A 20024-nucleotide genomic window follows, 5' to 3' on the forward strand; every position below is an offset into this window, starting at 1 on the left:
GCCGTGGCGTGTACCGGATCGTCCACGGCACTCACCGGGTGTCGACGCCGCGGATCAGTCGGTACGCCCGCAGCGATCCGGAACGCAACGCTTACCGCTCGCGTCCGTCGACTCGACGTATGCGCGACCACTTCGAGATCCGGGACCACGACGCAGCCGGTCGAATCGGGCGGCTGGAGGTCCCTCGCGCGGGCGTCACCGTCGAGACGCCGGCGCTGCTGCCGGTCGTCAATCCGAACGTGATCACCATCGAGCCCGCGCGGCTTCGTGCGGAGTTCGGCGCGAAGATGTTGATCACAAACTCCTACATCATCCACAGCACCGACCGGATCCGCGACCGCGTCCTTGAGGAGGGGCTTCACGAGTTCCTCGGGTTCGACGGCGCGATCATGACCGACTCCGGCTCCTTCCAGCTCGCGGAGTACGGCGACATCGACGTGACGACCGCCGAGATCCTCGAGTTTCAGCGCCGGATCGGCAGCGACGTCGCCACCCCCGTCGACGTGCCGACGCCGCCGGACGTCGATCGCGACCGCGCAGAGTCGGAGCTCGCGACCACCCGGCAGGCGCTGGCCGACGCCGAGGCGGCCGAAACGGGAGAGATGCTCGTCAACGCACCCGTTCAGGGATCGACGTATCCGGAGCTTCGCGAGGAGGCCGGCCGGCACGCCGCCGACACCGACCTCGACGTGTTCCCCGTCGGTGCGATGGTCCCGCTGATGAACGCGTACCGCTACGCCGACGTCGTCGAGGCGGTGATGGGTGCAAAGCGCGGCCTCGATCCCGATTGTCCGGTTCACCTGTTCGGGGCGGGCCACCCGATGATGCTCGCGCTGGCGGTCGCGGCGGGCTGTGACCTGTTCGACTCCGCCGCATACGCACTGATGGCCCGTGACGGGCGCTACCTCACCGTCTCCGGCACCGAGCATATCGAGGAGATGACCTACTTCCCCTGCTCGTGTCCGGTGTGCACGGACCACACGCCCGAGGAGCTAAGACGCGCGTCGGACGACGAAACCGAACGTCTCCTCGCCGAGCACAACCTCCACGTCACGTTCGAGGAGCTTCGACGGATCAAGGCGGCGATCCGTGGCGGGAACCTGCTCGAACTCGTCGACCGGCGTGCTCGCGGGCATCCGGCGATGCTCGACGGCTACCGGGCGTTGCTCGACTACGCGGACCGACTGGAGCGGACGGACCCCGTCTCGAAGGACGCGTTCTTTTACACCTCCCACGAGGCCGCCCGTCGACCCGAGGTGCGTCGCCATCACGACCGCATCGCGCGACTCGACGCCCCCGACCGACTCCTCGTCACCGAGTCGAAACCCCCGTCGACCCACGACTACGACGCCGTCTGGCGTATAAAACCGCCGTTTGGCCCGTTCCCCCGCGCGCTCTCGGAGACGTATCCGCTTACGGCCGAACTGCCGGAGCGGACGGACGTCACCGCACAGACGGCTGCCGCCGACGGCGTGGCACAGTTGGTCGCGACGAATCCGGATCTCGATCTCACGCTCGGCCACGACGACTGGGATCCGGTCGCACTCGATCGGCTCCCGGAGGAGGTCGAAACGGAGAACTTGCAGGAACTCGGTCGGTAGAGACCTCGGAGGTCGGGGTCACTCGGACGTCGCCGCGGGCATCCGACCGGTGTAGTCCCACGAGTGGATCCGCTCCGGCTCGATCCGGACGTGGACCTCCTCACGGTCGGGACGTAGCAGTCGCTCGCCGAGCCGGTGGTCCGTCCCGCCCAAATAGCGTTCCATCAGCGACCGCAGTCTCGCCTTGTCGACGTCGGGTTCGACCGTCGCTCGCCCGCGACCCCTGACGCCCTTGTACGGCGGATCGTTCGTCGAGACGTCGAAACCGACGTGGTCGTCGTGAGCGAGGAACTCGACGACGTCCGCGTCCGCGCCGGTCGCACAGTGAATCGCTCCGTCCCACGCGAACCACAGCGAGACGATCCACGGGTCGCCGGCGGGGGTGTGACAGCTCACGCGAACGGGGATCCGCGCCGACTCGAGGAACTCGTCGATGCGAGCGCGGTCCCACGGACCGGTGAGATTCATATCACGTTCACGGACGGAATCATCCTAAACCCATCGTCGAACGCGGTCGTCTCGCGGGAACCGGGACCTCCGATACGATCACCGGCAGCCCAAGAGCTATCCGGACACCGGGGGATCGACCGGACATGCAGATCACGGAGGTCGAGGCGATCCCCATCGCGATCCCGCTCGAGACGCCGGTGTCGTTCGCGACGCGAACGATCCACTACCGCGATCACGTCGTCACGTACGTCCGGACCGCCGACGGCTCGGAGGGTGTCGGCTTCTCGCTCGGCTACGAGTCGGCGGATCTGGTCGCCGACGCCGTCAACCGAGTACTCGCTCCGATCGTCGAGGGGGAGGACCCGCGCGACACGGAGCGCCTCTGGCGAGAGATGTTCGACGGTACCGTACAGGTCGGACGCAAGGGCGCGTATCTCCGGGCGATCTCCTCGGTCGACATCGCGTTGTGGGATCTCACCGCCAAGGCGGCGGACATGCCGCTGTACAAGCTCCTCGGCGCGCACGCCGACGCCGTCCCGGCGTACGCCTCCGGCGGCTACTACCGCGACGAGAAAGGTCACGAGGGGCTCCGAGAGGAGGTTCGGCGATACGTCGACGCGGGTCACGACACCGTGAAGATGAAAGTCGGCCGCCGCTCGGTTCACGAGGAGGTCGAACGCGTGCGGGCCGTTCGCGAGACGATCGGCGAGGAGCGGACGCTGCTGATGGACGCCAACGGCGCGTGGTCGTCGGCGCCGGAGGCGCTGCGTAACTGCCGGGCGTTCGCCGAGTTCGACCCGTACTTCATCGAGGAGCCCGCGATGCCGGACAACGTCGATCTGCTCGCGCGGATCAACGACGGGCTGTCGTACCCGGTCGCGACCGGCGAGCTCGAGTCGACTCGCTACGGGTTCGCGAACCTGCTTCGTGCCGACGCCGCGGGCGTGCTCCAGCCGGACGCGACGGTCGTCGGCGGGATCTCCGAGTGGCTGAAAGTCGCCAACACGGCGGCGACGTTCGACGTCCCGATCGCGCCACACTACAACTGGAACCTCCACACGTCGCTGCTCTGTGCGATCGAGAACGGCACGTGGGTCGAGTACTTCTATCGCGACCAAGACGTGAAGGTGTTCGACGACATCGTGGTCGATCCGATCGAGCCCGAAGGGGGAGAGATGCACCCGCCGGACCGCCCCGGGCACGGGGTCGAGATCGACCGCGACGCCGTCGAGCGGTTCCGCGGGCTCCCCGACCGGGGGGACGCGAACCGGTCCTGATCGGGGAGACGCGTCGTCGGCCTCGGCGTCGCGTCCCGCCGAACTGCATCGGCCGCGGAACACAAGAGAGTTGGCGGTCCCCCCGTGAGAGAGTGTATGACCGACTACTTCGAGATCCACGAGCGGGACGGTGCCGCCCGTCTCGGCGAGCTGCGCCTCGCCGATCCGGTGACGACGCCGGCGCTCGCGGACCCGTTCGTGGCTGACGCCGGCAGTCTCTGGGCCGGCGAGCGGAGCGTCCCCGAAGGTGATGAAACCGAGCTGACGGTGCTCCCGCACCGAAGCTTTCCGGCCGGAACCCGCGAGGAGGTTCGCGAGTCGTTCCGGGTCGCGTATCCGGACGTCGAGTTCCCCTCGGCCGCCGTCGTCGACAGCGTCGGTGCCCGAGACGTCGGGGCGGATGCGTACGTGCTCTCGGACGCGTCGGGGTTCGTCGGCCACGGCGAGGCGTTCCGCGACGCCATCCTGGCTGCGAAGGCGGCACTGCCGGCCGACATCGCGCTGTTTCTCTCCGGCGTCGCCACCCCGATGAACGTTGCCCTGCTCGCGTACGCGGGCGTCGACCTCGTCGACGGGACGCTCGCCCGGACGAAGGGGACGCAGGGGAAGTACCTCACCGCGGACGCGGAGCACTTCCTCGAGGACCTCGAGGAGCTTCCCTGCGCCTGCCCCGCCTGCGCGACGTCGCGCTCCGAGTTCGATCGCGGCGACTGCGCCGAGCACAACGTGAACGCGCTGTCCGCCGAGCTTCGGCGGGTCCGTGAGCGGATCCGTGCGGGTCGGCTTCGGGATTACATCGAGGGACAGACCCGCCACGAGCAGTGGCTCACTGCGGCGTTCCGCGAGTTCGACGACCAGTGGGCGTATCTCGAGGAGCGCACGCCGATCCTCCGGGATGCGGAGCTGACGGCGGCGACCGCGGAGACGCTCGACCGGGTCGAGATCCGACGATTCGCCGACCGAGTGACGAGTCGGTACCGCAATCGGTTCACCGACCAGCCGCTCGTGTTGGTCCCCTGTTCGGCGACGAAGCCGTACAGCGACTCCCAGAGCCACCGACAGTTCCACGACGCCGTTAAATGGCGCGGTCACACCGTCTCGATGACGTCGCCGATCGGCGTGGTGCCACAGGAGCTGGAGACGACCTACCCCGCCCAACACTACGACTCGGTCGTCACCGGCGACTGGTCGGACGACGAGATCGCGTTCGTCGCGGAGGTGTTCCGGCGGTACCTGACGCGAAACGACTACTCTCGCGTGATCGCCCACGTCCCCGACCACGGGTATCGGGAGATCTGCGATCGCGTCGCTTCCGACCCCGCGATCGACGTCGCCTTCGAGTTTACCTGCGTGGACCACCCGACGACCGACGAGTCGCTGGGCGAGCTGAACGCCGCGCTGGAAGGGGAGCCCGCCTACAGCAAGCGGGAGCGCGAGCACAACACGGTGAAGTCGATCGCCGACTATCTGATCGGCGACGGCGCGGGTGACGAGCTGTTCGGCGGGCCGGACGACGACGAGCGAATCCGAACCACCGGCCGGTACCCGAAACTGCAGGTGTGGGCGCCCGAGGAGGAGGGACGACGCGAGGGCGAGCCGGGCGCACAGCTCGCGACGATGGTTCCGCAGTACGGCACGCTCTCGTTTACGATCGAGGGGGCACGTCGGTGGGTCGACAGCGACGCGCCGACGAAACACGTCGAGATCGACGGATTCGTGCCGCACGGCTCCGTGCTCGCCCCGGGCGTCGTCGACGCCGACGACACGATCCGCGTCGGAGATGAGGTCGTCATCGAGGGACCGAAGGCGTTCGCCGTCGGCCGCGCGGAGATGTCGGGCCCGGAGATGGTGTCGTCCACCCGCGGCATCGCCAGCAGCGTCCGTCACGTCGACGAGATCGGAGGGTGACAGCGAGGCAGTTCACCGTCGGTCGATCGAAGGGGGTTCTTCGTGATCGTTCGATCGCAACAACTCGGTCGATTTTAAGTATCTGGGCCTCCCTATTTCGGATATGAGTAAATCGTACTTGGACGCCGGGGAGGACGTATCCGAAGACGACGTGGTGCGTGTGGGGCTCAACGGGTTCGGACGGATCGGCCGAAACCTGCTTCGTGCGGTGATAGAGAGCCCGCGGATCGAACTGGCGGGTATCAATGACGTCATGGAGTTCGAGGATATGGCGTACCTCGCGAAGTACGACACCGTTATGGGCCGTCTCGACGACATCGAGCTCGACGACGAGGCGCTGACGATCGGCGGGACGTCCGTGCCGCTTTTCAACATTCAGGATCCGGCCGACCTCCCGTGGGACGAACTCGACGTCGACGTCGCACTCGAGTGTACCGGCGTGTTTCGGACGAGAGACGACGCTGGCGCACACCTCGACGGCGGCGCTGACACGGTGCTCATCTCCGCTCCGCCGAAGGGTGACAAGCCGGTCAAACAGCTCGTGTACGGCGTCAACCACGACGAGTACGACGGCGAGGACGTCGTCTCGAACGCCTCCTGTACCACGAACTCCATCACGCCGGTCGCGAAGGTGCTCGACGAGGAGTTCGGCATCGAAGCAGGCACGCTGACCACCATCCACGCGTACACGGGCTCGCAGGCGCTCATCGACGGGCCGAAGGCGAAGACGCGCCGCGGGCGAGCCGCCGCCGAGAACATCGTCCCGACGTCGACGGGTGCAGCCGGCGCGGCCACCGAGATCCTGCCGCAGCTCGAAGGGAAGATCGACGGCATGGCCGTCCGAGTCCCCGTCCCCAACGGCTCGATCACGGAGTTCGTCGTCAGCCTCGACGAGGCGGTCACCGAGGAGGCGGTCAACGCCGCGTTCCGCGACGCCGCCGATTCCGGCCCGCTCGCCGGCGTGCTGGGCTACACCGACGACGAGGTCGTTTCCAGCGACGTCGTCGGACTCCCGTTTTCCACGTACGTCGACCTCCAGTCGACGAACGTCGTCGCCGGCGGGAAGCTCCTGAAGATCCTCACCTGGTACGACAACGAGTACGGCTTCTCGAACAGAATGCTCGACATGGCGACGTATCTCGCGGACGAGTCGTAGCGCCGCAGTCGAGAGTCGCCGAATCGCAAACGAACCGTACACGCCTAAGTATCCGTCATCCGACTTTACGCCCATGTCAACGTTCAGAACCCTCGACGACCTGCCGGCAGACTCGCGCGTGCTCGTCCGTCTCGATCTCAACTCCCCGATCGAGGACGGCGAGCCGCAGGATAACCGACGCTTCGAGCGCCACGCGGAGACGGTCCGCGAGCTCGCCGAGGCGGGCCACCGGGTCGTCCTCCTCGCGCATCAGGGACGTCCCGGGCGAGACGACTTCACGTCGCTCGCGGGGCACGCCGAAATCCTCGCACGCCACGTCGACCGCGACGTTGCGTTCGTCGCCGACACGTTCGGCGAGGCGGCGATCGAGGCGATCGAGTCGCTCGACGCGGGTGAGCTACTTCTCCTCGAGAACACCCGGATGTGCGAGGACGAACTCCCGGAGGCGGAGCCCGAAGCGAAAGCCGACACCGAGTTCGTCGAGACGCTCGCGCCGCAGTTCGACGCGTACGTCAACGACGCCTACTCGGCGGCGCATCGAAAACACGCATCGCTCGTCGGCTTCCCGCTCGTCTTACCCGCGTACGCCGGTCGCGTGATGGAGACGGAGTACGAGGCGAACACCGCGATCGCCACGAAGGAGTTCGACGGCCCCGTCACGATGGTCGTCGGCGGGACGAAAGCGACCGACGTGATCGGCGTGATGGACGCTTTGGAGGGGACAGTCGACCGGTTCCTCCTCGGCGGCGTCGCCGGCGAGCTGTTCCTGCGCGCCGCCGGTCATCCCGTGGGTCACGACCTGGAGGGGATGGATCTGTTCGACGAACAGTGGGAGCGAAACCACGAGACGGTCGAGGGGATTCTCGCCGACCGCGGCGAGGAGATCCACCTCGCGGTGGATCTGGCGTACGAGGACGACGGCGACCGCGCGGAGCATCGCCTCGACGAGATCGACGAGAAGACGCACGCGTATCTCGACGTCGGCTCCGACACCGTCGACGCGTACGATCCCCTTATCAGGGAGTCGGACGCGGTGTTCGTGAAAGGTGCACTCGGCGTGTTCGAGGACGAGCGGTTCTCACACGGGACCGTCGGCGTTCTCGAGGCGATCGCCGACACTGACTGCTTTGCCGTCGTCGGCGGCGGCGACACCTCCCGGGCGATCGAGCTGTACGGGATGAGCGAGGACGAGTTCTCGCACGTCTCGATCGCGGGCGGTGCGTACATCCGAGCGCTGACGGGCGAGTCGCTGCCGGCAGTCGAACTGCTCGAAACCGCGTCGGGCGAGTGAGAGCTCACGTCCTCCACACCGTCGCGGCGACCGATCGTGTCTTTTCGCGGCCGCGTGGGGGTTCGGGCGGTCGAGAACGGGCTGCTCCTCGTCGATGTCGAGTTTACTCCTCGTCGATGTCGAGGTCGAACTGTTCGTTCTCCGTGACCGCGTTTAACACGACGCTCGTGTTCGACTCGCGGATGTCCTCGTCGGTGAGCAGCGTCTTGATCTGGTCGTTCATTCCGTCCGTGTCGGTGAACTTCCCGATCGCGATCACGTCGTAGTCGCCGGTGACCTCGTACACGCTCACCATCTGTTTCTCCTGGCGGAGCTTCTCCGTAATGTCCGGGAGCGCGCTGCCCTCAACTTTCAGCTGGAGCACGGCCGTCACGTCGTAGCCGAGCTTGTCGTAGTCGATGATCGGCGTGTATCCGCGGACCACCTCCTCGTCTTCGAGATCACGGAGGTGGTTCGAGACGGTCGTCACGGAGACGTCCAACTCCTCGCCGAGGCTCCGAAGGCTGGCGCGACCGTTGCCGAGTAGTGAGTTCACGAGCTTGGCGTCGAGGTTTTCGTACGTCATTACACTCCACCACGGTACGAGGGGTTTAGAATTTTACGAACGTCCACCGGTGTCCGGAGTGCGGCGGTTCATGCACCAAGCGACAAGGCCTTTATACTGGCAGATAAGGAACTAACCGTCCAGAACATGACGGACGAACACGCAAAGACTGACGGCGGACTCACGGCGGAAGAACAGGCGGTCATCGACAAGATCGACGAGCAGAACGTCGATTTCCTTCGGCTCCAGTTTACGGACATCCTTGGAGTCGTTAAAAACGTTTCCGTCCCGGCCCATCAGGCTGAGAAGGCGTTCACCGAAGGGATCTACTTCGACGGCTCCTCGATCGAGGGATTCGTACGCATCCAGGAGTCGGACATGCGTCTCGTTCCCGACGCGGACACGTTCGCGGTGCTCCCGTGGCGCAGCGGCGAGGACGGCTCCGCGGCGGCCCGGGTCGTCTGTGACATCGTCGACACCGACGGCGAGCCGTTCGTCGGCGGCCCGCGCCAAGTTCTCAAAAGCGTCCTGGAGAAGGCCGAGGATATGGGGTACACCGTCTCCATCGGTCCCGAGCCGGAGTTCTTCCTGTTCAAAACGGACGACGAGGGGAACGCGACGACGACCCCGCACGACAACGGCGGTTACTTCGACCTCGCACCCAAGGACCTCGCGAGCGACGTCCGCAAGGAGATCATCTTCACCTTAGAGGATATGGGCTTCGAGATCGAGGCTTCACACCACGAGGTCGCCGAGGGCCAACACGAGATCAACTTCAAGTACGACGACGCGCTCTCGACCGCGGACAACATCGCGACGTTCCGCGCGGTCGTCCGCGCGGTCGCGGCCCAGCACGACCTCCACGCGACGTTCATGCCCAAGCCGATCGCGGAGATCAACGGCTCGGGGATGCACAGCCACATCTCGCTGTTCGACGAGGACGGCAACAACGCGTTCGCGGACGACGACGACGAGTTCAACCTGAGCGAGACGGCCTACAACTTCATGGGCGGCGTGCTCAACCACGCGCCGGCGTTCACCGCCGTCACCAACCCGACGGTGAACTCCTACAAGCGGCTGGTGCCCGGCTACGAGGCACCGATCTACGTCGCGTGGTCCGACACGAACCGCTCCGCGCTCGTCCGCGTCCCGGACGCTGCCGGTATCTCCGCGCGCTTCGAGGTGCGCAGCCCCGATCCGTCCTGTAACCCGTACCTCGCGTACGCGGCGCTCATCTCCGCCGGACTCCACGGTATCGAGACTGACGCGGATCCGGGCGACCCGGTCCGCGAGGACATCTACGAGTTCGACGACGAGAAGCGCGAGGAGTACGGCATCGAGACGCTCCCGCCGAACCTCGGTCGCGCCGTCGAAGAGCTCGAGGAGGACGAGGTCATTCTCGACGCGCTCGGACCGCACGTCGCCGAGAAGTTCCCGGAAGCGAAAAGCCAGGAGTTCAGCGAGTACCTCACCCAGGTGTCCGAGTGGGAGGAGGACCGCTACCTCGAGACGTTCTGAGGCGGCCGCACCCGGACCGGCGACGCAACCGATATCGACCTTTTTCAGCGGTACGACGACGCACGCGACGACAACCCGTTGCGCACGCTATCTCGACCGAGGCGGTCACCGTCGTTGTTTATAAGCGGATCCGGCGCCTCCGATCGGCATGACCGGACTCGACGAGGAACGCGGCGCGCGCCGAGATGATGCGTCAAAGCTGCCGGCCGATATCGACGCGGTTCGAGAGCGGCTCGTCGACTGGTACGAGACGGACCACCGCGAGTTCCCGTGGCGACGTACCGAGGACCCGTACGCGATCCTCGTCAGCGAGGTGATGAGCCAACAGACGCAGCTCGACCGGGTCGTCCCCGCGTGGGAGGCGTTTCTGGACCGGTGGCCAACGACGACGGCGCTCGCGGACGCCGACCGCGGCGACGTCGTCGCCTTCTGGTCGAGCCACTCGCTCGGGTACAACAACCGCGCGAAGTACCTCCACGAGGCTGCAACACAGATCGAGACGGAGTACGATGGAACGTTCCCGCGGACGCCCGAGGAGCTCGAGGAGCTGATGGGGGTCGGACCGTACACCGCGAACGCGGTCGCGTCGTTCGCGTTCGACGCTGGCGATGCCGTCGTCGACACCAACGTGAAACGCGTGCTACATCGCGTGTTTGCGGATATCCGCACTGCGGACGATCCGGAGTATAAAACCGTTGCAAACGAACTCATGCCGCCCGGCGAGTCACGAATCTGGAACAACGCGATCATGGAGCTCGGCGGCGTGGCGTGTGGAAAGACGCCTCGGTGTGACGAGGAGGGGTGCCCGTGGCGCGAGTGGTGTCACGCGTACCAAACCGGCGACTTCACTGCACCCGACGTGCCGACTCAGCCGAGCTTCGAGGGGAGTCGCCGGCAGTTCCGCGGTCGCATCGTCACACTCCTGAGCGAACACGAGGAGATGGAACTGGACACGCTCGGGCACCGGATTCGGGTGGATTACACGCTGAACGGCGAACACGGGCGAGAGTGGCTTCGAGAGCTACTCACGGATCTCGCAGCGGACGGGCTCATCGAAGTCGAGACGCGTGACGACGAAACGATCGCCCGGTTGTGAATCTCGTGTCGACCGCTCCAGCTCGGCGTCCGGTCATCGCGTCGTTTCGGCTGTGTCTACTCGTACAGCGGGAACTCCTCGCAGAGTTCGACGACGCGCTCGCCGACCTCGTAGATAACGTCCTCGCTGTCGGCGTTGTCGACGACGCGATGGATCAGGTCGGCGACCTCCTCGATTGCCGCCTCGTCGAATCCGCGCGTCGTCAATCCGGCGGTACCGGCGCGAATGCCGGACGGGTCGAACGGGGATCGAGTCTCGCCGGGAACGGTGTTGCCGTTGAGAACGATGTTCGCGGCCGCCAGCGCGTCCTCGGCGTCGCCGCCGGAGAGATCCGGATGCGACTCACGGAGGTCGGCCAACACGAGGTGGGTGTCGGTGCCGCCGGAGACGAGCGACAGTCCGTGCTCGGCGAGCCGATCGCCGAGCGTCCGCGCGTTGTCGACGACCGACTGGGCGTACGTCTCGAACTCGGGGTCGAGCGCTTCCTTGAACCCGACCGCCTTCCCGGCGATGTTGTGCATCAGCGGACCGCCCTGCCCGCCGGGGAACACCGCGTTGTCGATGTCGTCGGCGTACTCCGACTCGCACATGACGATCCCGCCGCGACCGGCACGGATCGTCTTGTGTGTCGACCCCGTCACGAAGTCGGCGACGCCGACCGGCGAGGGATGGACGCCCGCCGCGACGAGCCCCGTGATGTGGGCGATGTCGGCGAGGTGATACGCGTCGACCGCGTCCGCGGCGGCCTGTATCTCCTCCCAGTCGACCGCCCGCGGGTACGCGGAGTAGCCGGAGACGATGATGTCCGGGTCGACCTCCTCGGCCATCTCGCGGAGGCCCTCGTAGTCGATCCGGCCCGTGTCGGCGTCGACCTCGTACTGCTCGACGTCGTACATCTGCCCGGCGAAGTTCGCCGGGTGGCCGTGCGAGAGATGTCCACCGTGTGTCAGGTCGAGAGAGAGGATCCGGTCGCCCGGCTCCAGCACCGAGTAATACACGGCCTGATTCGCCTGCGTCCCGGAGTGTGGCTGGACGTTGACGTGGTCGGCTCCCCACAGCTCCTTCGCCCGCGCGACGGCGAGCGACTCAACCTCGTCGGCGTACTCACAGCCGGCGTAGTAGCGCTCGCCGGGGTATCCCTCCGCGTACTTGTTCGTAAGCACGCTTCCCTGTGCTTCCAGCACCGCCTCGCTGACGTGGTTTTCGCTGGCGATCATCGCAAGCGTCTCTTCCTGTCGGTCTCGCTCACCGACGAGCGCGTCGGCGACGGCCGGATCGACCTCTCGAACCTTCCCGTACTCCATGTGGAAATTCGAGAACGACTGCACAATAAGCCTGTCCGTCCGGCCGCGTGACGGGTGATACGGATCCGTCGGCATCGGACTCGGATCGGTTGACCGGCGGAGCGCGAGAGCGATGGCTCACCCGAGCGACGCCCTGCCGACGCACTGGAGCGCGACGGATACGTGCGTGAGATCCACAGGCGCAATCGAAACACACGATTATGCTGATATCGGGCGTCTGAGGGCCTATATCACAGTTGTTCATCGTCTCAACCCCGTTAATATTAAATATAGATGTAGTTATTATACATAATAACGAATGGTATCAAATCTGCTTGTCGACGACGTCACGGAGCTCATTGACACGGCGTGTGCCGACGTCGAGGAGGAGCTTCTCGTCGTCGACCCCGCCGCCGATACGGTGAACGAGATCGTCGAGGCGGCCATCGACCGCGACGATCTCCCCCGGCTGTCGTTGCTCGTCGACGAGCGCACGCTCAAAGATGTCACCCGCGAGTTTCTCGTTGCGTCGCGAACGGCGGACCTCGTCGCCGACGGCTCGCTGTCGATCCGGCTGCTCCCCGAGAGCGTGGACAACACGCTGTTCGTTTCCGACTCTCGTGTGCTGGCGGTCGTCGCCGCCGGCGAGCGCGTCGGCGCGCTCGCGACGGACGATGCGGAGTTCGTCACGGAGGTTGCCGAGACGTATCGACGAACGTTCGCCGACGCCGAGGCGTACGAGCTCCGAACGCCAGCGATCAGCCGGGTTCGGGAGACGCTGGACGCGGAGATCGGCGAGGAGACGCGCGCAGATTTCGACGCCGTGCTCGCCGCGCTTGACGCCGACGGGTCGACGCTCGACGAGGTGACCGTCTCGCTGCTCGTCGCCGCGAAAAACGACGTGCTGTTGTACGATATCTCGAAGTGGGGCGAGGACGTCGGGATCGCCTCGAAGGCAACCTTCTCACGGACGAAAACGCGTCTCGAGGATCTCGGGGTCATCGACACTGAGAAGGTGCCGATCGACGTCGGCCGCCCTCGACTCCGTCTCAAGCTCGGGGACGACCGTCTCGTCGGCGTCGACACGGACGAGTTCGCTGCGGTCGCCGACGATCTGGTTGCGTAGGTCGGCGCGGAGTGCTCACGGACGGTTTCGCGGAGTGCTCACGGACGGTTTCGCGGAGTGCTCACGGACGGTTTCGCGGAGTGCTCGCGGGAGCCGACATCAGTCTTTTCGGGAGCGCGATACGAACTCGACCACGCGCCTCTCCCCGGGCTTTTTCTCTCCGCTGTGCGTTCGACACCGGCATGGACATCGGACTGGTCGGTGACGGGCCCGCGATCGACGCTGTCAAGCCCGCGCTCGGCGACGTCGACGTGAACGTGATGCCGGTCGAGGCCGCGCTGCTCGACGGCTTCGACCTCGCGGTCGTCGCCGACACGACGGGCGCGGAGTCGTTCACCGTCGCCGACGACGCCCTCGACCGGTGGGTCGCCGTCGAGGTGGGTGGCATCGGCGGCGTCCCGCTTGACAACGTCGACGCCGCGATCACCGTCTTCGGGGACGCCTGCTACGACTGCCTCCGGACGCGCGTCGAAAGTAGCGACCCGGAGCCCGCCGACGCGCCGCGTGGCACGCGTTCGGCGGTCAGGTACGCCGGCGCGGCGGCAGGCCGGCGGACGATCCGGCTGCTCGCCGGCGAGCCCGTCTCCGACACGCTGGTCGAAGTTTCGGGCCCCGAGCGGACGCTGCTCCCGGTCCCGGGATGCGGATGTGGCTCCGAGCCGGGCGAGGCGCTGCCCCGGAACCACGGGACGACGACGCTGTCGGACGCGGTCGCTCGCGCCGAGCGCGCCGTCGACACCCGGGTCGGACCGCTCGCCGAGGTCGGCGAGCAGTCGTCGTTTCCGGTGCCGTACTACGTGGCGGCGACGGCGGACACCACTCCCTTCTCGGACGCCAGAGCCGCCGAGTTCGCCGCCGGCGTCGACGCCGACTGGGACGCCGCGTTCATGAAGGCGCTCGGCGAGGGGTTGGAGCGCTACGCCGCGGGCGTGTATCGCGAGGACGCGTTCACGACCGCGACCGCCGCGGACGTCCCGAATCCGGTGCCACCGGACGCGTTCGTTCGACCGGACGACCGTCCCGTCTACGATCCGGATGACCGCCTGCCGTGGGCGACGGGCGAAACGCTTGCGACCGGCGCGGCGGACGAAACGCCCGGATCCGACGCGCCCGGCGAAGGGGCCGCAGCCGGCGATGTCGCGTCGCTGCCGGCGGAGTTCGTCCACTTCCCGCCGCCGGAAAAGCGGTATCGACCGGCGATCACGACCGGGCTCGGGCTCGGCAACTCCGGACCCGAAGCGGCGCTGTCGGGGCTGTACGAGACGATCGAACGCGACGCGACGATGACGACGTGGTACTCGACGACGGAGCCGCTGGAGCTCGATGTCGACGACGAGACGTTCGATGAGCTTCGCAAGCGAGCCCGTGCGGAGTCGCTGTCGGTGTCGACGCTGCTCGTGACGACCGACATCGACGTCCCAGTCGTGGCGGTCGGGGTTCATCGGGACGGGAAGTGGCCCCGATTCGCAGCGGGCTCCGGCGCGAACCTGGACCCGGTGGCGGCTGCGCGAAACGCGCTCGCGGAGGCGCTGCAGAACTGGACGGAGCTTCGGTCGATGGGGCGGGATGCGGCCGCCAAACAGAGCGCGGCGATCGGAGATCACGCCGGATTTCCGGAGGCGACGCGGGCGTTCTTCGACCCCGACGCGACGGTGTCGTGTGATGGGATCGGCGAGCCGGAGCTCGCCGGTGCGGCGGAGTTGGACGAGGTCGTCGACCGAGTGCTGGCGGTCGGACTCGACGCGTACGTCGTCCGGACGACGACTCGCGATCTGGAGACGCTCGGCTTCGAGGCGGTGCGCGTGCTCGTGCCGGGCGCACAACCCCTGTTCACGGGGGAGCCGTTCTTCGGTGAGCGCGCGACCACGGTGCCGAAGTCGATGGGATTCGAGCCGCGGCTCGACCACGAGTATCACCCGTTCCCGTGAGATCACCCGGCCCGAGACGCCGTCGTGCGACGCCGACGTGCGACACCGACGTGCGACGACGCCGACGCATGGTACTCACAGGACTCTCGACTCCGTCCTTATAGGCCAACGGGAGCGACCAGCCGTACGCGACCGCGACGAGTCGAGTCGTGACGGTCACGGCTGCACACGCCGCAGCGGCGATCCCGGCCACGCCGAGACTCTCACCTCCACCGACGACACCTCCAGCGCCGAGGCCTGCGCCGACGAGCCAGTACGCACAGCCGCCCAACACCGCCGGCGTCGCGTAGAAGTCGTCGAAGAGGATGAACGGGGACCGGTCCAGCAGGATGTCGGCGAACGCGGCGAGCCCGATCGCGTCCGCGACGACCGTCACCGGGTGGTCGTCGGGCGAGACCAACACGACGGTCAGCCCGATCGCCAGACCGACTCCCAACAGTCCTAAGGCGATCTCGATCGGCGACCGTAGCACGAGCGGCACGCGGTTCACGAGGAGGTCCCGCGTCACACCTCCCGCGAACGCCATCGCCAGCCCCACGACCGCGATCCCGAACAGGTCGAACTCCTCGCGGATCGCCTTCGCCGACCCGACGAGCGCGAACGCGACCAGCCCGATCGTGTTCATGACGGCGAACGGGTCACCGAAAAGCGTCGCGAGGAGTCCGTCAGTCACTACTCCCGGCTACGAGAACGGTCACCTTGAGCGCGTCGGGTTGGCTCCGATCCGGTCACGACGAACCAACCCGGGCCGGACGCACGGAGACGTTCACCTCGGCTAGATAAGCGGGAGGAGGCTCAAAAGCGGCAGCGCGTCGAGCGACAGGAGACTCACGAACAGTCGTCCGTCGACGGGCCACGTCGGTGCCTCGCGGTGTTCCGAGAGGCGACTTTCACCGTCCACGTGACGCTCGAAGTACCGCTGTTTTCCTCGGCGCATCGCTCGATGGATCTGCCAGAACGAGAAGTACAGCCACACGAGCACCGCTATAGCGTAGACGAGGAGCGGGCCGAGAAACAGGACGCTCCAGACGAGAAACGACGACGTCTCCGCGACCGGCGGCCGCGTGGGAAGTCCCCAGACGTAGATCCGGTAGGCACAGTAAAACCCTCCGAGCACCAACAGCATGTTCACTCGCGTCGCGAACCGGCCGATATCCTTGAACCCCCCGTACCCATCGACGTGGTCGGGATCGTATCGGAGGGAGAAGGCGGGCTGATCGTCCTCCCCATCGGCGTCCTCGGCCGCCCGCTCGGCCGTATTCGCTTCGTTCGATCGGTTCGTCGCGTCTCCCCCGTTACCGTCGTCGACAGCGGCCGGTGGCCCGTGGTTCGTCAACAGCCTGTTGAAAAAGGTGATCAGCACGAGAAACTGGAAGAACACGACGACGATGAGGAAGTTGGCGACGTACGTGGGTACGACGTTTAACAGGATGATGGGCTCGGTGGTCGCGAGCGACACCAGTGCCTCCGGCTCGACTGTCGTCTCGACGCCGAGACGGCTCAAGAAGAACGGGAGGAGAAACACGACGGCGAACAGGTAGCTCGTATACACGGGTCGGTATCCGTCTGTGGTGGGGTCCGGATCGCGTCCGAGCCGGCGTTCGATCCCGAATCGGTCGTTCACGGCTTTCCGCGCGTCGTGTGCGAGCGCTTCCGCCAGCCGGCTTCGGAACGTCGCGTACGCTCCGGACGTCTCTTCCACCACCACTCCTCGCTTCCGGTCGAGATTCGTGAACATCGACTCCGTGCGGAGCATACCGTCGTACACGAGCGATCCGCCGAGCAGGAGCAACAGGAGGAACCCGAACCCCTCGAGATAATGGTGTTCGGTGTCCGCGGGTGGCCACTCCTCGACGGGCGGATCAGTGAACACCGCCGTCTCCGCGCCCGCAGAGAGCAGGACCGCGGTGGCCGTACCGACGCCCAACACGATGAGCAGCGAGAGCGTGAGATACGCGTCGTACGACTCCCGACTCGGCCCGACGCCGACGGCGTACAGCAGTCCGGCGAGGATGACGGCCCACGCGATACCGCCGAGAAGCACCCAGCCGCTGACGCCGAGCGCGAGGGCGTCGAGCGGGTTCGTGTGGTCCGGAAGCAGCTGCGCGAACGAGAGATGGACGACGAGCAGGAGTGCAACCATGAGCGGCGTCCGCTTGAGAAGCCACCTGACGACTCCCGAACAGTATCGGACCGGTGGATCGTCGTCCCGCGGCTCCGGTCCGTCCGCGTCGTCGTCTCGCCACGAAAGGTCACACGCACAGAACCGATACAGCGGCGGATCGGTGTCGCCGTCGCTTCGTCGCCAAACCGCCGCGGGTTCCGGTGGCTCGCCGGACACCTCGGCGTCCGGGTGATCGGACCCGTCGGCGTTCGGGCTGTCGAGAGCGTCCGAACGGGGGTGCCCGACCTCGTCACGCGGACTCTCCTCGCGCATGGTCGCCTCGTCGCGAGTATCGGTGACCGGGATAATGTATTTTGCTCCGGAGTCGGCCCGTTCCGGCCAACAACGGGGGTCGGAGTTCGCGAGAGCCGCTGACTGGTGAAAAGCCCGTCACGAACGGTGGACCATCCGGGAGGAAACCGACGCGCCGTCAGAGGAGTTTGTAAAACGGCTCGTTTAGTCTGCGTAGCCAACTAAGTGATGGAGGCCATACCGTGAGTTGGAATGCCAGTTGACAACCTCTCCGACGTCCTCACGACGCGACAGCAGATCGCCGTCGTCGTCGTGGCGGCCGCGGCTCTCGGCGCGGTGTTCGCTCCTGCCGTCTACGGGGCGACCAGCGAGCCGAGCGACACGGTCGCCGTCGTCGAACTCGAGGGACCCGTCAATGCGGCCCTCGCTGACGACGTCGAGGCGGAACTCACGGAGGTACGGAACAACGAATCGGTCGAAGCGGTGGTACTGAAAATCGATACGAGCGGTGGCGCACCCGCCGCCTCCGAGCGAATGTACACCGCAGTGAAACGGACGAGCGAGGAGATGCCGGTGATAGCCAGCGTGCAGGATATGAGCGCGTCCGGTGGCTACTACGCGATGGCCCCGGCCGACGAGATCTACGTGCTCCCCACATCGCAGGTCGGAAGCATCGGGTTGAACGCGATCGCGCCCCAGCCCTCCCCACCGACCGAGGGTCCGAGCGGTCCCGACAAAGTCGGCAGCAACGAGATCGAGCAGTGGGCCCAGACGCAGACGCTCGCCGACACGTTCGTCGAGACGATGATGGAGGAGCGCGGCGATGAGTTCGAGATGCCCCGCGAGGAGGTCGCACACGCCGACATCTACCTCGGTACCGAAGCGGTCCACAACGGCTTCGCCGACGAGATCGGCTCGCTCGACGAGGCGGTCCACGATGCGGCCGACAGAGCGGGACTGCGAACGTATCAGGTCGACACTCGCGAAACCGGATCGGACGTCGGGTTCCCGATCCTGATCCGCACCGACGAACAGATCGTCGCCGTGTACGACAACGAACCGGGCTACGGTGAGGTGGAGCCGCTGGGGCTCGCCTACGTCCACGAGGACGCGGTCCCACACATCGATACGGTCGAGCGGTTCGCCGCCGCCGACGTCGGCGCGAGCACGCCGACGGACGGCCGGACCGCTGACGGGACGGACGACACGACCGATGCTGGAACCGACGACACGACCGATGAGACGACGGACACCAACCCCGCGATCAGCGGAGGTGTGAGCCCATGAGCCAGCTACGAACACTCGCGGTCGCGTTCGTCGCCACCCTCGGCGTGATCCTCGCGGGGGCGGCAGTCGCCGGTTTCGTGACCGGTGACGGCGCGGATGCGCCGCCGGAGATCGACGTCGACCACTACCACGACGAGGCGCTGATACACGACCGCGACCCCGGTGAGGCGGACGTGACGATGTCGAGCGCCGAGCCGTCACAGACGATCGTCATCGACCCGGGAGTCGATGATACGGGCATCGGCCCCGCCGATCCGCTACTACTGCTCGGAGCCACCGGCCCGGACGTCACCGACCGCGACGTGCGGCCGATGGTGAACGTTCTGATAGAGAACGGCCACGATATCGAGGTCCACACGGGCGGAGTGGGCGGCGAAGACACCACGGCGCTCGGTGCCGATCTGGCCGACGCGGACGCGTTCGTGACGTTCCGGACCGATTACAGTGAGGAGGAGATCGACGATATCGAGACGTTCGTCGAGGGTGACGGTCACGTGCTGCTTGCGACCGACCCCGACGATGAGTTCGAGGAGCCCGGTCCGGCTGCGCTGGATGCACGGCTCGGCATCACCACCGAGCCGGGATACGTGTACAACATGGCGGACAACGATCTGAACTATCAGCGCGTGTACGCTGAGCCGACCGGCGACTCCGAACTTACCGCGGGCGTCGACCGCGCGGTGTTCGCGACGGCGACGCCGGTGGGAACGGCCGCTGGCGGCTCCGACGAGCTGCGACCGACCGACGGTGCGGAGCTCTCGACCACTCGCGCGCCCACGAACGACCCGCTTCTCGTCCGGAACGACGGGGTCGTCGCGGTCGGCGATAGCGACTTCCTCGCACCGGAGAACGCACAGCGCGCCGACAACGACGTGCTGATCGGCAATCTCGCCGACTTCCTCGTGACGAACGACCGGAACGCGGCGATACAGCCGCCAGACAGCGACGAGGATGATGCGGAGCCGGAGCGACAGCCGCCCGCTGAGCCGCGAGACGACGAGGCCGCCGAGGAGGTCCCCTGATCGACTCGACCGGTGTGACGCTCCGGTCGACCACCCAGCGGTGTAAGCCGTCGCCACCCCACGTCGTTTAAGCCGTCGCCACCCCACGTCGTTTAAGCCGTCGCCGACCCAAAGTGTTCAC

Annotated in this window: 15 protein-coding genes and 1 pseudogene; 11 read left to right on the plus strand and 5 right to left on the minus strand. The window is 66.6% G+C overall.

Translation table 11 applies throughout. The features are described from left to right. Positions 1-119: 119 nt before the first annotated feature. On the plus strand, positions 120-1601 hold the full coding sequence (tgtA, locus tag ACYQ0R_RS11115; RefSeq protein ID WP_459823653.1) for a tRNA guanosine(15) transglycosylase TgtA: 1482 nt from the start codon (positions 120-122) through the stop codon (positions 1599-1601). Positions 1602-1619: 18 nt separating this feature from the next. On the opposite strand, the gene ACYQ0R_RS11120 is transcribed toward tgtA, so the two are convergent. Further along, the gene (locus ACYQ0R_RS11120) at positions 1620-2069 is read right to left on the minus strand and encodes a pyridoxamine 5'-phosphate oxidase family protein (protein WP_459823656.1); all 450 of its coding nucleotides are present in this window, start codon (positions 2067-2069) and stop codon (positions 1620-1622) included. Between the two features lie 125 nt (positions 2070-2194). Here ACYQ0R_RS11120 and ACYQ0R_RS11125 point away from each other — a divergent pair, with 125 nt between their 5' ends. The 4 genes from ACYQ0R_RS11125 to ACYQ0R_RS11140 all read left to right on the plus strand — a co-directional run bounded on the left by ACYQ0R_RS11125 (position 2195) and on the right by ACYQ0R_RS11140 (position 7683). Next, a complete protein-coding gene (locus tag ACYQ0R_RS11125) occupies positions 2195-3328 on the plus strand; it encodes a mandelate racemase/muconate lactonizing enzyme family protein (protein WP_459823659.1) in 1134 nt (377 codons plus the stop codon). A gap of 96 nt (positions 3329-3424) precedes the next feature. Then, complete coding sequence (gene arcS, locus ACYQ0R_RS11130; protein WP_459823662.1) at positions 3425-5236, plus strand: archaeosine synthase subunit alpha; 1812 nt, start codon at positions 3425-3427, stop codon at positions 5234-5236. A gap of 103 nt (positions 5237-5339) precedes the next feature. Further along, complete coding sequence (gene gap / locus ACYQ0R_RS11135; protein WP_459823665.1) at positions 5340-6392, plus strand: type I glyceraldehyde-3-phosphate dehydrogenase; 1053 nt, start codon at positions 5340-5342, stop codon at positions 6390-6392. 73 nt (positions 6393-6465) lie between these two features. Continuing rightward, positions 6466-7683, plus strand: coding sequence for a phosphoglycerate kinase (locus ACYQ0R_RS11140; protein WP_459823667.1), 1218 nt, complete (start codon positions 6466-6468; stop codon positions 7681-7683). A 103-nt stretch (positions 7684-7786) separates the two neighbouring features. Here ACYQ0R_RS11140 and lrp read toward each other — a convergent pair whose 3' ends face one another. Next, positions 7787-8248, minus strand: a complete 462-nt coding sequence (gene lrp / locus ACYQ0R_RS11145; RefSeq protein ID WP_459823670.1) for an HTH-type transcriptional regulator Lrp — start codon at positions 8246-8248, stop codon at positions 7787-7789. 126 nt (positions 8249-8374) lie between these two features. Here lrp and glnA point away from each other — a divergent pair, with 126 nt between their 5' ends. Continuing rightward, a complete protein-coding gene (glnA, locus tag ACYQ0R_RS11150; protein WP_459823673.1) occupies positions 8375-9745 on the plus strand; it encodes a type I glutamate--ammonia ligase in 1371 nt (456 codons plus the stop codon). Between the two features lie 148 nt (positions 9746-9893). Beyond that, complete coding sequence (locus ACYQ0R_RS11155) at positions 9894-10841, plus strand: HhH-GPD family protein (protein WP_459823676.1); 948 nt, start codon at positions 9894-9896, stop codon at positions 10839-10841. 56 nt (positions 10842-10897) lie between these two features. On the opposite strand, the gene glyA is transcribed toward ACYQ0R_RS11155, so the two are convergent. Then, positions 10898-12145, minus strand: a complete 1248-nt coding sequence (glyA, locus tag ACYQ0R_RS11160; RefSeq protein WP_459823679.1) for a serine hydroxymethyltransferase — start codon at positions 12143-12145, stop codon at positions 10898-10900. A gap of 298 nt (positions 12146-12443) precedes the next feature. Between glyA and tbsP the strand changes: the two genes are divergently transcribed. Together tbsP and ACYQ0R_RS11170 are read left to right on the plus strand one after the other, a co-directional pair. Continuing rightward, positions 12444-13250: a transcriptional regulator TbsP gene (gene tbsP / locus ACYQ0R_RS11165; RefSeq protein WP_459823682.1), complete on the plus strand. Its 807-nt coding sequence runs from the start codon at positions 12444-12446 to the stop codon at positions 13248-13250. A 182-nt stretch (positions 13251-13432) separates the two neighbouring features. Further along, positions 13433-15178 (plus strand): YcaO-like family protein, encoded by a 1746-nt coding sequence (locus tag ACYQ0R_RS11170; protein WP_459823685.1) that lies wholly within the window; start codon positions 13433-13435, stop codon positions 15176-15178. A gap of 91 nt (positions 15179-15269) precedes the next feature. On the opposite strand, the pseudogene ACYQ0R_RS11175 reads toward ACYQ0R_RS11170, so the two are convergent. Continuing rightward, a pseudogene (locus tag ACYQ0R_RS11175) lies at positions 15270-15851 on the minus strand (trimeric intracellular cation channel family protein); the annotation flags it as partial. A gap of 102 nt (positions 15852-15953) precedes the next feature. Beyond that, positions 15954-17615 carry a hypothetical protein gene (locus ACYQ0R_RS11180; RefSeq protein WP_459823687.1) on the minus strand — a complete coding sequence of 554 codons (1662 nt, stop codon included), beginning with the start codon at positions 17613-17615 and terminating at the stop codon, positions 15954-15956. Positions 17616-17846: 231 nt separating this feature from the next. On the opposite strand from ACYQ0R_RS11180, the gene ACYQ0R_RS11185 reads away from it, so the two are divergent. Then, positions 17847-18881, plus strand: a complete 1035-nt coding sequence (locus ACYQ0R_RS11185; RefSeq protein WP_459823691.1) for a S49 family peptidase — start codon at positions 17847-17849, stop codon at positions 18879-18881. Then, positions 18878-19903 (plus strand): DUF4350 domain-containing protein, encoded by a 1026-nt coding sequence (locus ACYQ0R_RS11190; protein WP_459823694.1) that lies wholly within the window; start codon positions 18878-18880, stop codon positions 19901-19903. The genes ACYQ0R_RS11185 and ACYQ0R_RS11190 overlap by 4 nt, the downstream gene beginning before the upstream one ends. The last annotated feature ends 121 nt before the right edge of the window (positions 19904-20024 follow it).

The sequence above is a fragment of the Halorubrum luteum genome, assembly GCF_054652935.1.